This window comes from Neobacillus drentensis NBRC 102427 (genome assembly GCF_001591445.1).
Lineage (GTDB): Bacteria > Bacillota > Bacilli > Bacillales > Cytobacillaceae > Neobacillus > Neobacillus drentensis.
In genome coordinates this window covers 13,857-29,225 of record NZ_BCUX01000058.1, presented here as the reverse complement: position 1 = coordinate 29,225, position 15,369 = coordinate 13,857, and the positions used below count along the sequence as shown (strand labels likewise).

The window sequence follows — 15,369 nt, the reverse complement described above, 5'->3', positions numbered from 1 at the left end:
CACCATAGTTTTTTGCCTTAGCAAAATAACTTTCAATATATGGCCCCTTGGTCAAGCGGTTAAGACACCTCCCTTTCACGGAGGTAACACGGGTTCGAGTCCCGTAGGGGTCATGGCTTTTGATTGTCAGGAAGAGGCTGGCAAGGACGGTTTCCTTGCTGACAATCAATTTAATATTGGTCTGGTAGTTCAGTTGGTTAGAATGCCTGCCTGTCACGCAGGAGGTCGCGGGTTCGAGTCCCGTCCAGACCGCCACTAAATGCTCAGTAGCTCAGTCGGTAGAGCAGATTGCTCACATCGATGAAAAAGCTCCTGCGCCAATCTGCGAAAAAGAACGAAAGTTCTTTTGAGCAAAGGACTTACGGTAATAACAGATTAGGGAAATATCCCGGAATGGCTCAGTAGCTCAGTCGGTAGAGCAAAGGACTGAAAATCCTTGTGTCGGCGGTTCGATTCCGTCCTGAGCCATAAAAAGAGAAGCTTGCATATATGCAGGCTTCTTTTTTTATGGGGATTTTACTTAGAATATTTCATGAAATGTAGGTAAATGTCAGCAAGTATACAATTCTGTTACATTATGAAGACTACTAATCTATTTACAAAATATTATGGTAAAGTAAAGAAGGTCTAAAATACTGGGAAATCTTTAGTAGTTTATACACTAGATTAAGAGGGTTTTACCGTGGTTTAGGGAGGAAAAATGTTATTTTTAAATAAGATATCACAAACGAAAAAGTTATTAATCAAAACAACAATTGCAACGACGATGGCTTCATCGCTTATTGCCTTTAGTAACGGTCCGGTTGCATTTGCCGACACATCCAAATCAACCAAGGATTATGAAGTATATCTTGACGGTACATATATAGGAAATGTTGTAGATAAGGCTGTAGTCAATAAAATAATTGCTGAAAAGGTCGATAACACGAATACTATCAGTCAACAAATGCAATACATTCCATATCAAGTATTTCCATCTGCTGCAAACGACCAAGAAACAGGTCAAACAATGAAGAGTATATTCCAACTGCAAACAGAGGCAGCGGCGATCATCATCGATGGTAAGCCCATTGTTTACGTTGATAATCAAAAAACAGCTGAAGAAGTAATGAAGAGGTTGATCCATCAATATGTTCCTGAGCAACAATTAGCAGAACTTAAGGCCAGAAAAGATTCATCTAATTCATCACTGCCAGCATTAAAGGAAAATGAGTCTCGTTTATTAGATGTTCGATTATCAAAAGATGTTTCATTTTCTGTAGAAACGATTGTTCCAGAAAAGATTATGACAGCTGATGAAGCTGTAACCTTTTTACAAAAAGGTACATTAGAAGAAAAGAACTATGTGATTCAAAAGGGTGATGTCCTAGAAACAATTGCCCAAAATCACAACTTAAAGATAGCGGAAATCTTAGCGATCAATCCGAGCCTAACCGAGGATGCGCTCTTAAAGATTGGCCGAAAAATTAATATTACCGTTCCAAAACCGTTTATCGAAGTAGTTGTTGATAAAGAAGTGAATAAAAAGGAAGCAATTCCTTATCAAAATAAAGTAGTTGAGGACTCCTCCCTCCTAAAAGGCAAGACAAAGGTCAAGCAAGAGGGGAAAAGCGGATCACGTTCTGTGACATATAAAATTTCTGAGCAAAATGGTGCCACAGTGCAAAAAGTAGAGTCAAATGTGACCACCCTTGAACAGCCTGTTGATCAAATTGTCATTAAAGGAACAAAAGTAATACCATCGCGCGGCGAAGGAAGCTTTGCTTGGCCGACCGTTGGCGGATATATTTCTAGCAAGCAAGGTCCCAGATGGGGCAGAATGCACAAAGGCATTGATATTGCCAGACCAAGTGACCGAACCATAAAGGCTGTCGATAATGGCGTGGTGGTATCGGCTGGCTGGGGCGGCGGTTATGGGAATAAAATTGTCATTGACCATCGCAATGGTTACCGTACGCTATATGGGCACATGTCATCACTGAAGGTAAAGGTTGGTCAGACGGTTTCCAAAGGTTCTGCAATTGGAATCATGGGAGCTACGGGAGATGCTACAGGAGTACACTTGCATTTTGAAGTATACAAAAACGGCAGCCTCGTAAACCCACTTTCATATTTAAGATAAAAGGTGAGTCTCTAGCTTATGTTAGAGGCTTTTCTTATTCCATATGGATAATTTTGTAATTCCATTTCTGCCAAATGGTTATAGGTGAATTTAGGCGAATAACATGGTACAGTAAACTAGTATAGTTATGACTTCTAGTGTATTTGATTATATAGATAAGATTGACTTAATGATAAGGAGAGATGGTATGGAAAAGAAAATTCTTGTTGTGGATGATGAAAAGCCAATTGCAGATATTCTCCAGTTTAACTTAAAAAAGGAAGGATACATTGTCTATTGTGCTTATGATGGGAATGAAGCAATTCAGTTAGTAGATGAAATACAACCCGACTTAATCCTCCTAGATATTATGCTTCCGTTACGCGACGGGATGGAAGTATGCCGTGAAGTTCGTAAAAAGTATGAAATGCCGATTATCATGCTGACAGCAAAGGATTCTGAAATTGACAAGGTCCTTGGACTTGAACTTGGTGCTGATGATTATGTAACGAAACCGTTTAGCACAAGGGAATTAATCGCACGCGTAAAAGCTAATTTACGCCGCCACCAGCAGATTCTGGCACAGCCAGATGCAGAGAATGAAACCAATGAAATTGAAATTGGTTCACTGATCATTCATCCAGATGCCTATGTTGTTTCAAAACGTGGTGAAACGATTGAGCTTACGCACCGTGAATTTGAATTGCTTTTCTATTTAGCTAAGCATATTGGACAGGTCATGACGAGGGAACACCTCCTGCAAACTGTATGGGGTTATGATTACTATGGGGATGTAAGGACCGTTGATGTAACCGTTAGAAGATTGCGGGAAAAAATCGAGGATAGCCCTAGTCACCCAACGTGGATTGTCACACGCCGCGGGGTTGGATACTATTTGCGGAATCCTGAACAGGAGTAAGATGAATGAGAAAGGTTAGTTTCTTTCGCTCTATACACGTAAAATTCGTTATCATCTATGTCCTCCTTATTCTAGTTGCCATGCAAATTATCGGCGTGTATTTTGTCAAACAGTTGGAAGAAACACTACGGACAAACTTCCAAACGTCGTTAAAACAACGGGTTGATTTGCTTGCCTATAATATTGTCGAGGAAATGGAGAAGGAGAGAACGCCTGAAGATCCAACACTCGAAGAAGATATAAAAAAAATCCTTAGAGACTTTGATGCAGGTGATATTTCTGAAGTTCAAGTGATTGAAAACAGATCTCTTAAAATACTGGGTACCTCTCATCCAAGTAATCAAGGGGTTGTCGGGCAACGGACAACCAAACTCCAGGTGAAGCAATCGATGGTTTTAGAAGAGGACCAAAGTTCTATTAATATTGATGAACAAACAGGACATCGGATTTGGGTCCTCTCTACCCCAATTAAATCGGGTAAGAAGGTCATTGGTGCCATTTATTTGGTCGCGAAAATTGAGAATGTTTTTGAACAAATGAAAACCATCAATGGAATTTTTGCAACAGGGACAGCGATTGCCTTATCGATTACAGCCATATTAGGGATATTATTGGCACAGACCATCACAAGGCCGATTGCCGATATGAAGAAGCAGGCCATTGCGATGACCAAAGGTAATTTTTCAAGAAAAGTAAAAGTGTACGGCAATGATGAACTTGGGACACTGGCCGTTACATTTAATAATTTAACGAAAAAGCTCCAGGAAGCACAAGCGATGACCGAAGGGGAACGCAGAAAGTTGTCCTCTGTTTTGTCTTATATGACGGATGGAGTCATTGCCACCGACCGGAAAGGCCGGGTTATTTTAATCAATGAACCTGCGGCAGAAATGCTGAATGTTTCACGTGAAACAGTGCTGACTCAGCCTATCGTATCCTTATTAGATTTGGATGATACCAATTCCTTTGAAGATTTACTAGAGGAAAAGGATTCGATCATTTTAGATTACAGTACCAAAACAGAGCGCTTTTTCCTGCGTGCTAACTTCTCTGTGATTCAAAAAGAGACGGGCTTTGTTAATGGGCTCATTGCCGTCCTGCATGATATCACGGACCAGGAAAAAATTGAGGCTGAACGCAGAGAGTTCGTCGCCAATGTATCCCATGAACTGAGGACACCTTTGACCACGATGAGGAGTTACTTAGAAGCTCTAGCTGATGGAGCATGGCGTGATGAGGAGATTGCCCCTAATTTCTTAGAAGTGACGCGGACCGAAACGGAAAGAATGATCCGTCTTGTCAATGACCTGCTCCAGCTTTCAAAGATGGATAGTACGGATTACAGGTTAACCATCGAGTGGGTAAACTTTGTGGATTTCTATAATCGCATCATTGATCGGTTGGAAATGTCGAAGGAGCAGAACGTTACATTCAAACGAAAGCTGCCTAACCATGCAATCTTTGTTGAAGTAGATGAAGATAAGATGACGCAGGTCCTATACAATATTATTTCCAATGCCTTAAAGTATTCACCGGAAGGCGGACAGGTTACTTTTTCGATTAAAGAAAAGGACGATAAAATTATTGTCAGCGTAAGTGACCAAGGCGTGGGAATTCCGAAAGAGAATATTGGAAAAATCTTTGACCGTTTTTATCGGGTTGATAAAGCGAGAGCAAGGAAATTAGGCGGTACGGGACTAGGTCTGGCCATTGCAAAGGAAATGGTTAATGCTCATGGCGGGGCAATTTGGGCAACCAGTGAGGAAGGAAAAGGAACAAAGATTTCCTTTTCACTCCCCTATGAACGTTCTGAAGAGGATGAATGGTCATGAGATACGAAAATATTAAATCAGGGATTTTAACATTTTTAGTCTTGGTTAGTATTCTTTTAACATGGAGTCTTTGGACTTACCAGCCCAATTACAAAACGATGGAAAATGGCAGCTATGTAAAGGAAGTCACAGTCAGTGAAAAACAAGAGGTCCAAAAAATCATTCGACCTGATCAGGTAATTTATCATGTACAAGGTCAGCATTACGGTACGAACAACACTGATGAAATTGAAAAGGTTAGTAAGGAATTAAGCAGTTGGGCCTTTTTTGATGTAAAAAAGTATACAAATGAAGTGAAAAATATTAAGGATTTAACCCATGGGAGCGGCAATACTGAAATTATTTTCCCGGGAGAAGTACCGATTGAATTATACCGCAGTGTCTTAAATATTGAAGCGAAAAAAATACCTTCCTTCAACTTTAATCGTATCATTATTAATGTGGAGAATTCAGACAAGGAAAATGGGATTGTTTATTTTGTGTCCACTGAAGACCAGCAAGTGTATATTAGCCACGTTTCCTCAGCGAATTTAACTGAATTTATACGTGATTATTATAAGAAGGCAGAGCATTACCCACGCTATTTTGCCTATGAGGCTTCAGAATGGCGAACGATTTTCCTGCCAGAAACTGAAACTGAAATGACGACCTATAAGTATTTGCCTGTTACTCTTGATCCAGAGGAATTCAAGGATGCCCTGTTCAGCGACCCTAGTTTTGTACAAAAAAGCTCTGTACCTCCAGTTGAGGAGTATACGAGCGATTCTAGTAAAATGACGGTCAACTCTGAAAGCAATGTCCTTCGCTATGTCAATCCTACGGTTGAGGAGAATTATGTCAACAGTTCTTATGATTTAGTAAAACGAAGCATTGACTTTGTGAATGAACATGGCGGCTGGACAGACCCATATCGTTATGTTTATAAAAATGAATTTACGCACTCCGTTACCTTTCGTTTATACAACATGGAGGGCTATCCAGTCTTTAACGGTAATGGAATTTCTGAAATTAATGAAGTGTGGGGTCGAGATGAAATCAATAAATATATTCGGCCAAACATTGCATTAGAGCTTCCGCTAACAACCGAAATGAAAAAGGTAACTCGCCCATCAGGACATGATGCACTGAAATTTATCCAGAACAAAAAGAACTTTAAGCCAAGTCTTCTTGAGGAAATGGTCTTGGGCTATTCTCTGGAAAGGGATACAGACGCGAATCAGCTAATCGTTTTAGAACCTGCTTGGTTCTACCGCTATGGCAAAACCTGGGGACAGATTACGATGGAGGACTTAGGAGGTTTGCAGCATGGATTGGAGTAAGATAAAAACAATTTTTATCATCACGTTTTTAATTTTAGATGTTTATCTCTTATTTCAATTTATGAAAATCCGTGATGCCAATAAATATGAAGTCATTACGGAGGCCTCGTTTGAAGAAAAACTGAAGGCGGATGAGATTACTTATAAGGATCTTCCCAAAGATCCCATTCAAGCGCAGTATCTTAGTGCCAAGCCCAAGGTGTTTACTAAGGTGGATATTGATAAACTGAAGGGACAGTCTGTTGTGATTAGCGGAGCAGAGACAACCACGCTTCATGCCTTATTAAAGAAGCCCTTGCAGTTAACTGCAAAGTTTGAACCGGCCGAGTTGTCTGCCTTTTTAAATAAAAATGTCCTTAATAGTGAGGATTATCAATTTGGTGAGAAAAGTGATAAGGATCAAACGATCACTTACTATCAACAATCAGAGAATTACCCTTTATATAAAAATATTAATGGAATGATTACCTTTAAATTAGATGAAAAGAATCAAATTGTGTCATATGAACAGACCCTTCTGGAGGAAATGGAAAAATTAACAGCCAAAGAAGAAATCCTTCAGCCGTTAAAGGCGATTGAAACTTTGCACCAGAAAGGGATGTTGAAGTCGAAGAGCAACATTACGAGGATAGAACTGGGCTACTCCACGCTTATTCAGTTGGCTGCCTCCCAAGTTTTGGCGCCAACATGGCGCTTTGAGGTCGATGGCAAGGAGAGCTTGTTTGTGAACGCATTTGAAGGGCAGATTATCCAATTTAACAGCGACGGAAATAGTAAGGTGGAGTGAAATAGTATGTCTTTAAGTTATAGCATTCTTGCAAGCGGGAGTACGGGGAACGCCCTTTATGTGGAGTCGGATGAACATTCGTTTCTAGTGGATGCCGGGTTTAGCGGGAAGCAAATGGAGGCGCTGTTCAGTCAAATCGATCGTGATATTAGCAAGCTTTCCGGGATATTTGTTACCCATGAGCATAGTGACCATATTAAAGGAATTGGGATTCTCGCTCGTAAGTATCATTTGCCGGTCTATGCGAATGAAAAAACCTGGCGGGCGATGGAACACAATGTCGGCGCCATTCCAACAGAGCAAAAGTTTGTTTTCAATATGGAAACCGTGAAGAGCTTTGGTGCCGTTGATATTGAATCCTTCGGGGTTTCACATGATGCAGCAGAACCGATGTTTTACGTTTTCCATCATGGAGGGAAGAAGCTTGTTTTAATCACTGATACAGGTTATGTCAGTGACAGGATGAAAGGGATCATCTCCAATGCCGATGTGTATATTTTTGAATCCAACCATGATGTTCAAATGCTGCGGATGGGCAGATATCCATGGAACATTAAACGAAGGATTTTAAGTGACGTTGGCCATGTTTCTAATGAGGACGCAGCCTTCGCAATGAGCGATGTAGTAGGCGATCAAACAAAGCGGATTTATCTTGCCCATTTAAGCATGGACAATAACATGAAGGACTTAGCCAAAATGGCCGTAACCCAGACGCTCCAGGAGCGAGGGCTGATTGTAGGCGAACAATTCGGGATTTATGATACCGACCCGAAAATCCCGACCGCATTAACGGCCGTGTAGAGTATTTTAAAAGAATGAAGAGCCTATTTTACAGGCACTTCATTCTTTTTTTATTATTTATGAAAAAACTATGAACAAAGTCGTAAGTTTTGATTAACACAAGGTTATTATTTAGTAATATAAAGTTGAACGAGTATAATTGTTATTATAAGCCAAAATAAACGGTAGCAATCTTTTCGGAAAGTGAGGAATGGTGCAAAGTGGGTTATTATGATGATCATTCACAAAACCGCTTCAGGGAACAGAAAGGAAACAGGGGTGGAATTTTTTTCGCAAGCGTATTTGGTGCGATACTTGGTGCAATTTTAGTTATCATAGCTATTCCGGCCTTATCCAATCGTGGTATTCTGCCCTACCAAATTGAAACAAACAATAATAATGCAGTTGAATCAGCTACCAGCGATAATCAGAATGTCATCCAAAAGCAGATTGCCTATGATGTGAACACGAATACAACGAAAGCAGTTGAAAAAGCTGCAGACGCTGTCGTGGGAATCAACAACATTCAGTCCTCGAGTTTTTGGTCAGACCAAGAAGCAGGTTCATCAGGGGAAGAGGCCGCTGGTACAGGCTCAGGTGTTGTCTATAAGAAGGCTGGAGGTAAGGCCTTCGTTGTCACCAACCATCATGTCGTGGAAGGGGCGACAAAGCTGGAAGTAAGCTTTAGTGACGGCACAAAGATCCCAGCAAAACTGCTCGGTAGTGATGTGTGGACGGATTTGGCCGTGCTTGAAGTCGATGCAGATAAGATTAAAAAGGTTGCTGAATTCGGTGATTCTGATAGTTTAAAAATGGGAGAACCTGTAATCGCCATCGGGAACCCGCTTGGAGCGACCTTTTCGGGGTCGGTCACACAAGGAATTATCTCTGGACTGAAGCGAACCATTCCCGTTGATATTAATCAAGATGGATTAATCGACTGGAATGCAGAAGTACTACAAACCGATGCGGCGATAAATCCTGGAAACAGCGGCGGTGCTTTGATAAATATTGCAGGCCAATTAATTGGAATTAACTCGATGAAAATTGCCCAAAATGCGGTTGAAGGTATCGGTTTATCCATTCCAATCAACTCCGCACGTCCAATTATTGACGACCTTGAAAAGTTTGGTACAGTTAAACGTCCATATATGGGTGTTGATTTGAAATCAGTCTCTGAAATTCCAGCCTACTATCAAGAAGAGGCATTGAAACTGCCGCGTAATATTAATTATGGGGTTGCTTTACGGCAAGTCGTTCCGAATTCACCTGCGGCTCAAGCTGGATTGAAAGAGTTAGATGTTATTGTAGAGATGGACGGAGAAAAAATTAACGACGTTATCGATCTCCGAAAACACTTGTATCAGAAAAAGAAAATTGGCGAGCAAATGAAGATTAAATATTACCGTGAAGGTAAATTGAAACAAACCACATTAACATTAACAGGAGATACAACTCAATAATGCTCGATAATTAGCAGGAAGGTGAAGATTTCACTTTCCTGTTTTTTTTATGTGGTATTATGAATAAGTTAGTTGTCCTCTCGTATGACAGGATGCTATAAAGTAAACAATAACGTGAACGAATATGTATAGGAAGGTTGAACTGAAAAATGATTTATAGCTGTGAAGAACATGTGGATATTGCCTTAGATGACATTGTGGATGAATTTATGACATTTCCGGTATTATCAAAAGTAGATGGGGATAACTTATCAACAAGCTGTGAATATTGTCAAAATCCAGCAACATATATGGTGGCGAACAAGTGATTCCATACAAGATGTGGATAAAAATTGTGAATATGTGGATAACTTCTGTGGATAACTTGTTTGTAAGCTGTTTGTAATCAAGTTGAAAAGGGCTGTGGATTGTGAATATCTCAATTGTTACCGTTGGTAAATTGAAAGAGAAATATTTAAAACAGGGTATTGAGGAATATTTAAAACGACTAACTGCGTATGCAAAAGTTGAAATGATTGAAGTGGCAGATGAAAAAGCACCCGAAGAATTAAGTGAGTTGGAGATGGTCCAGGTAAAGCAAAAAGAAGGCGAACGAATTTTAGCAAAGATCAGCCAGGATACATATGTCATTGCCTTAGCGATACAAGGGAAATTAAGCTCGTCCGAAGAACTAGCTGATTCTTTAGATAAGCTAGCTACTTATGGGAAAAGCAAAATTGCCTTTGTAATTGGCGGGTCGTTGGGCTTAAGTGAGGAAGTCGTCAAACGATCGAATGAACAACTTTCATTCTCGCGGATGACCTTCCCCCACCAGTTGATGAGATTGATACTTGTGGAGCAGATTTACCGAGCGTTTCGGATTAATCGGAATGAACCTTATCACAAATAAATGAGTTTTTTACTAACCATTTAATTAAAGATTAAAAAGATATGGTTTAACAATAATATAAAGATATGAAGGAGAGAATCAAATGAAAAACAATGAATTAAAAGAAACACCACATATTAAGCCAAATGGAGTAGAAATAGCAGAAACTATACTATTGCCAGGAGATCCATATCGTGCAAAGTTTATAGCTGAAAATTTTTTAGAAAAACCTGTTCTTTTTAATGAAATTAGAGGTATGCTGGGGTACACAGGTGAATATAAAGGAAAGAAAGTTTCTGTTATGGGTACCGGTATGGGGACACCAAGCATGGCGATATATTCATGGGAACTAATTAATATTTTTGGAGTTAAAAATTTAATTCGTATAGGTTCATGTGGGGCTATGCAAAATGATATTAAATTATATGATATTATATTTGCTATGGGAGCAGCAACAAACTCAAATTATGCACATCAATTCAATCTTCCAGGTCAATTTCCAATTACAGCATCTTATGAATTATTAGAGAAAGCTAAGAAAATAGCTGATGAAAAGAATTATAAGGTTCATGTAGGGAATGTACTATCTAGTGATGTTTTCTATAATGCTGATCAAACTGCAACAGAAATGTGGGCTAAGATGGGAATATTAGCGGAAGAAATGGAAACGACAAGTTTATATTTAAATGCTGCTAGTGCTGGAGCTAAAGCATTAACAATTTTAACAGTAAGTGACCATATGATTACACATGAACAAACAACACAAGAGGAGAGACAAACTTCATTTACAAAGATGATAGAAATAGCTTTAGATATAGTATAAGAAATGGGAGCCATATGAGTTATTTTATAGAAAGCACATAGTCTACTTTATTAAAGAAGTACCAAAGAACCTAAACGGGTCCTTGATACTTCTTTTTTCAATTCTAGCCATCATAATTGAGTTATGAAAATTATGCTATAGAAATTTAAATCAATAGAAAGGGAATATAATCCATTTGATGAAATGAACCTGAAAAAAAGGATGTCTCGATTAAAGAAACATCCTTTTTTCCTTACTCTTACTTTGTAAAATTATCAAAATTTTAGGGTCAGTCCCAGCTGCTTTAAAGTGATATTAAAGCGTGGGACTGACCCTAATGTCATCCAATTGTATTACTTACTTTAGACAAGTCCACTCTACTTTGACCTCACGTAATACTTCTTCATTGCCGCGCATTTCAGCAACATAAGAACAAATGGCAATATCTAAAGTGGTATCTTTTAAATATTTCATAGAGGTGATTGGAAATTGCAAGCTATCATGGTCTTCGTCTAATTCAAAATTGGTTTGGCCTTGTTTTTTCAATTCTTTTAAAACGACGCTTTTATCGTCTCCAAATACTTTAGCAGATTTAATGAAAAAATCTTTGTCTGAAAATGAATAATGCTTAGATAAACGGACATTTTTATTTTGCTGATACAGTTGTCCAGTATGTTTATTTTCCAATGAACAGTAATGTACCCCCAACTTTAGAGATTGCTCTGAAGCATACTTTAGAAGTTCCAAGCATTCCACTTCACTTTTATGAACAGCCAAGCCTCCCGCATACCAATAATTGTAGTAGGTTTCAAAAGGTGGGAATTTAAGGTCAAATCCACGTTCTTCAAAGGCTTCAGCATTACTCATAGGAAAGCAAAATTCTAATAAATTAATACCATTAACCCCTATTTCGTCTAAGGTGTGTAAAATGGATTTCATTTGCTCAAGAGTACCTGGTATGATGGGCATTTCAACCACTACAAATGGGATATATTCCTTTGCCAACTGCATTAATTGGAATAATTGTGCCATTTGTTCCATGGTTTCTTCTTGTTTAATACTAAATCGAATTTCATTCAAATGGGCTTCTTTTAACGAACTTAAAATCTCTGGTGTCAACAAATCCCCTGCTGTATAAAGCCGGGTATACGTATTCTTTAATTTCTCCTCAACAAATTGAAAGAATTCTACCACCTTCTTTGCGTGAAGCAGGGGCTCTCCTCCCGTTAAAGCAATATGATCAAACTTTTCACCATGTTGGAGGCGCTGATTCAGGTCCGCAATTGGATCATTGTCTTTAATGCGAAAAGTGGAATAGTTTTCTTGATTTGGATTAAAGCAGAAGTAACACTCCTTATGACATTTGAAAGAAATGAATGATGTCAGGCTTTTTTCACCCGTTCTGCACGCTTGGCATGCCGTGGATATCCAATTTAGATAGAGGCTCTTTTTTCCATTTCTCGAGACGACACCTTCCTTGATCACCTCTTCCTTAGTAATTCTGCTTCCTTCTTTGTTAAAAGGAAGACCAAGGCTTTCAATTGTACGATTCGTCCGGTCTTCGATATTTAAATACCGGGTTACATAAGAACGAAAACTTGAATTTGGGATTTCATTTATATTTTCTCTTGTAATCGTTGTATACATAAAAAAAAGGCACCTACTTCCATGATGTATGATTAAGGACGTTAAACAAAACAGGATTCCTACAGTTGCGTAGAAATCCATTATATATGATAAAATCGATGATTTTTTCTAAATTCATTGATGACTTTTCGAAGTTAATATTTGGAACTATGCTTTTTTTGTATCTTCTAAGGATTTAACCGTTTCCACATTATCATCAACTAATTCTTTTGTGGATTTTTTGAATTCCTTTAATGTTTGGCCCACTGCTCTTCCCATTTCAGGAAGCTTTTTAGGACCGAAAATAATTAAAGCAAGAACTAAAACAAGTATTAAACCTGGAACTCCAATATTAGAAAGCATAGTGATTACCTTCTTTCGATTTTTTGAAACTTTCTTGTTTCCTGCACGCTACACATTTTTCATCATGTTCTCGCAATGTGCTATATGTTTTCTGGCAAACAGTGCAAACCTTTTGGTAAATAGGAAGCAATGTTTCTTCTGCTTTTGCAATCTGATTCTCCACGATTATTGCCTTTTCAGGACAAATATCGACACAAAGCTGACATGAGGAACAACCTTGGGATAAAAGAGAGAAATGTCCTTCTGTAATATTAAGGCATTTATTCTGACAAAGTTTTTGACAAGCAGTACATAGCATACATTTTTCACTATTGATCGTGATTCTAGCAAATTGATAATCCCGATAATATTTTGGCAAATGCAAATCATTTTGATTGAAACGCCATTTTGCTGGTGCTGCCTGTTTCATAGCGGACTTGCTCTCATTCTTCCAAAGGGAGAATAATTCTCTTCTTGAAAAATACCGTTCTTCCTCGATCGATTTAACTGAAATAGAAAAAGGGGCTTCATTAAGTTGTTTTAACAGGTCATTTGCCTCATCAATCGGCTCTTTCCACCATTCTATTAAGGAGGATTTTTCTCCAACTATCGTCTTGACCCCTTTTTTATATAAAATGAGCAGTTCTTTCACTGTCGGTATCTTTTGACTCTGAACAACAAGTTCATTTTGAATGATGGTTCTTTTTGGATAAATGCCCGCAATCGCTTGGACAGGACAATCAGAAATGCAATTTCCACACTCATTGCAATTTTTATGATTAATGACAGGCTTGCCATTGACCAATTCGATCGCCTTCATTTCACAGGAATTTACACATTGTCCACAAGTTGAATGAGGGCTGACATAACGAGTGCAGTAAGATGATATTTCATATTGATAATCCAAACTTTCGATCCATTTGCTCAATAAGCCCATCGAATTCACCCCATCCACTGTATTCTAGCAGGTCATTGCTTTATTGATGCTTACCATACATGATTCATGAAATAATGAAATATCAGGGGATAGGATTGAAATCAACTCCCCTGATAATGTTAATATAAATGGAATCTAACCAACGATAATGGATACTCCGATTCCATAGAAAATGTACCTGCCTAAAAATTCACCTACTAAAACAAAAACGAATGCAGCATAATAGAATTTAAACTTTGCTTTCTGCTCCATTTCTCGACTAAATATAAATCCAATCATGGCTAAACCAATAGTTGATAAAACCCATCGAATGATTGTTGGAAAAGCATATGTTCCTGTTATCAAACCAACAGATTCAACACCAGCCTGGCCTCCATCAACGGGCAGGCCTGCTACATAAACTGGTAAATAGATTAATTGAATGAAAATCACACCTAAACCAGTCAATCCAATTCTCTTGACTACACCCATAAATTCTTCCGATTTTGCCTCTTTGCATAACAAGATGCTAACCATTGAAGCGGCAGCTCCAAAGACGAGCGTTGTCCCATAAAACGCTAAATAGGTATTCGCATCTGTCCATGCTGGTCTGATAGAGGCAGTATAAATACTTGCCATACAGAAAATAGCACCTATGCCTACAATGGAAGTAATCCAGCCGACCATTTGATTCCAGGCGCCTTTACGATCTAAATAATAGGAGACGATCCAAAGTGCAAAGAATCCACCTGAAAATAAGATTTCCCTACTCAACCAGGACGAATCCAGATTCAAAATAGAACGATAAGCTCCAAATGGAGTGCCTAAGTGGAACACTGAAAAAATCAATGCCACCAACATCACTGGACCAATCAGAAACATTCCGCGTTTCGTAACCGTGATACCAAGATTGTTGCATCGCTTCTTATTCGAGGACCTGATCATTACGAAAAATATATATGAGCCAACCGCTAACTGTGTGAGGAGAGTAAATGTCAGCAATGGCCATTCTTCAGCAAACATACAAATAACCTCCTTTTAATATGGTTTCTCCTATTTCATAGCCTCTTCCTTAGCATGAATGGTGATGGAAGGATGGGTCATACTGGAATTAACAAGAACCTTCAAATCAGCATTAGCCCCATACTTCTTTCGAAGCTCATCGATATCACCAAACTCGATTGCTCTCATTGGACAGGAATCCACACAGGCTGGATTTTGACCTTGATCAACGAGGTCTGCACAACCGTCGCATTTTCCACATTTACCCTCTTCTTCGAGATATTGCGGACGTCCGTAAGGGCAGGACCAAATACACATTTTACAGCCGATACATTTTTCCCGATCTTGAACAACTAAACCATCTTTTTCCCGCTTATAAATGGCACCTGTAGGACAGTTTTCAGCACATTTTGGATGCTCACAGTGATTACACCCTAAGGAAAGGTAGTATCCCCATACATTAGGAAATGTTCCACCTTCAAATGAATATACTTTTCTAAACAGTTCTCCTACTTTTAAATCATTCTTATCTTTGCATGAAATTTGGCAGGCTTTACATCCGGTACAAACTACTGAATTATAATAGAAACCTTTTTGCCCCATAAGAAGTCA

The 15,369-nt window shown here is 38.8% G+C and carries 15 protein-coding genes and 3 tRNA genes; 13 read left to right on the top strand and 5 right to left on the bottom strand.

Annotated features, from left to right (window positions below; all coding sequences use genetic code 11):
• Positions 1–41 precede the first annotated feature (41 nt).
• The 13 genes from BDR01S_RS20970 to deoD all read left to right on the top strand — a co-directional run bounded on the left by BDR01S_RS20970 (position 42) and on the right by deoD (position 10,892).
• Positions 42–113, top strand: a tRNA-Glu gene (locus tag BDR01S_RS20970).
• A gap of 65 nt (positions 114–178) precedes the next feature.
• A tRNA-Asp gene (locus BDR01S_RS20965) sits at positions 179–255 on the top strand.
• Between the two features lie 140 nt (positions 256–395).
• Positions 396–468: transfer RNA gene (locus BDR01S_RS20960), tRNA-Phe, on the top strand.
• A 232-nt stretch (positions 469–700) separates the two neighbouring features.
• Positions 701–2,122 (top strand): peptidoglycan DD-metalloendopeptidase family protein, encoded by a 1,422-nt coding sequence (locus tag BDR01S_RS20955; protein WP_066249080.1) that lies wholly within the window; start codon positions 701–703, stop codon positions 2,120–2,122.
• 187 nt (positions 2,123–2,309) lie between these two features.
• Positions 2,310–3,020 carry a response regulator YycF gene (gene yycF / locus BDR01S_RS20950; RefSeq protein ID WP_066249077.1) on the top strand — a complete coding sequence of 237 codons (711 nt, stop codon included), beginning with the start codon at positions 2,310–2,312 and terminating at the stop codon, positions 3,018–3,020.
• Between the two features lie 5 nt (positions 3,021–3,025).
• Positions 3,026–4,852: a cell wall metabolism sensor histidine kinase WalK gene (walK, locus tag BDR01S_RS20945; RefSeq protein WP_066249075.1), complete on the top strand. Its 1,827-nt coding sequence runs from the start codon at positions 3,026–3,028 to the stop codon at positions 4,850–4,852.
• Positions 4,849–6,171 (top strand): YycH family regulatory protein, encoded by a 1,323-nt coding sequence (locus BDR01S_RS20940; RefSeq protein WP_066249072.1) that lies wholly within the window; start codon positions 4,849–4,851, stop codon positions 6,169–6,171. The genes walK and BDR01S_RS20940 overlap by 4 nt, the downstream gene beginning before the upstream one ends.
• Complete coding sequence (locus BDR01S_RS20935; protein ID WP_066249068.1) at positions 6,158–6,958, top strand: two-component system regulatory protein YycI; 801 nt, start codon at positions 6,158–6,160, stop codon at positions 6,956–6,958. Before BDR01S_RS20940 ends, BDR01S_RS20935 begins: the two co-directional genes overlap by 14 nt.
• A gap of 6 nt (positions 6,959–6,964) precedes the next feature.
• A complete protein-coding gene (locus BDR01S_RS20930; protein ID WP_066249065.1) occupies positions 6,965–7,759 on the top strand; it encodes an MBL fold metallo-hydrolase in 795 nt (264 codons plus the stop codon).
• Between the two features lie 200 nt (positions 7,760–7,959).
• A complete protein-coding gene (locus BDR01S_RS20925; protein ID WP_066249063.1) occupies positions 7,960–9,201 on the top strand; it encodes a S1C family serine protease in 1,242 nt (413 codons plus the stop codon).
• Between the two features lie 149 nt (positions 9,202–9,350).
• Positions 9,351–9,509 (top strand): CxxH/CxxC protein, encoded by a 159-nt coding sequence (locus BDR01S_RS25030; RefSeq protein WP_066249060.1) that lies wholly within the window; start codon positions 9,351–9,353, stop codon positions 9,507–9,509.
• 101 nt (positions 9,510–9,610) lie between these two features.
• A complete protein-coding gene (gene rlmH, locus BDR01S_RS20920) occupies positions 9,611–10,090 on the top strand; it encodes a 23S rRNA (pseudouridine(1915)-N(3))-methyltransferase RlmH (protein WP_066249058.1) in 480 nt (159 codons plus the stop codon).
• Positions 10,091–10,172: 82 nt separating this feature from the next.
• Positions 10,173–10,892: a purine-nucleoside phosphorylase gene (deoD, locus tag BDR01S_RS20915; RefSeq protein WP_066249056.1), complete on the top strand. Its 720-nt coding sequence runs from the start codon at positions 10,173–10,175 to the stop codon at positions 10,890–10,892.
• Positions 10,893–11,228: 336 nt separating this feature from the next.
• Here the strand turns inward: deoD and BDR01S_RS20910 are convergent, their stop codons facing one another.
• The 5 genes from BDR01S_RS20910 to BDR01S_RS20890 form a co-directional block, all read right to left on the bottom strand.
• The gene (locus tag BDR01S_RS20910) at positions 11,229–12,518 is read right to left on the bottom strand and encodes a radical SAM protein (RefSeq protein WP_066249054.1); all 1,290 of its coding nucleotides are present in this window, start codon (positions 12,516–12,518) and stop codon (positions 11,229–11,231) included.
• A 147-nt stretch (positions 12,519–12,665) separates the two neighbouring features.
• Positions 12,666–12,860 (bottom strand): twin-arginine translocase TatA/TatE family subunit, encoded by a 195-nt coding sequence (gene tatA / locus BDR01S_RS20905; RefSeq protein ID WP_066249052.1) that lies wholly within the window; start codon positions 12,858–12,860, stop codon positions 12,666–12,668.
• On the bottom strand, positions 12,850–13,776 hold the full coding sequence (locus BDR01S_RS20900; RefSeq protein ID WP_066249050.1) for a 4Fe-4S dicluster domain-containing protein: 927 nt from the start codon (positions 13,774–13,776) through the stop codon (positions 12,850–12,852). Before BDR01S_RS20900 ends, tatA begins: the two co-directional genes overlap by 11 nt.
• Positions 13,777–13,911: 135 nt before the next feature.
• On the bottom strand, positions 13,912–14,778 hold the full coding sequence (locus tag BDR01S_RS20895) for a dimethyl sulfoxide reductase anchor subunit family protein (protein WP_066249047.1): 867 nt from the start codon (positions 14,776–14,778) through the stop codon (positions 13,912–13,914).
• A gap of 30 nt (positions 14,779–14,808) precedes the next feature.
• Positions 14,809–15,360, bottom strand: a complete 552-nt coding sequence (locus BDR01S_RS20890) for a DMSO/selenate family reductase complex B subunit (protein ID WP_066249045.1) — start codon at positions 15,358–15,360, stop codon at positions 14,809–14,811.
• Between the last annotated feature and the right edge of the window lie 9 nt (positions 15,361–15,369).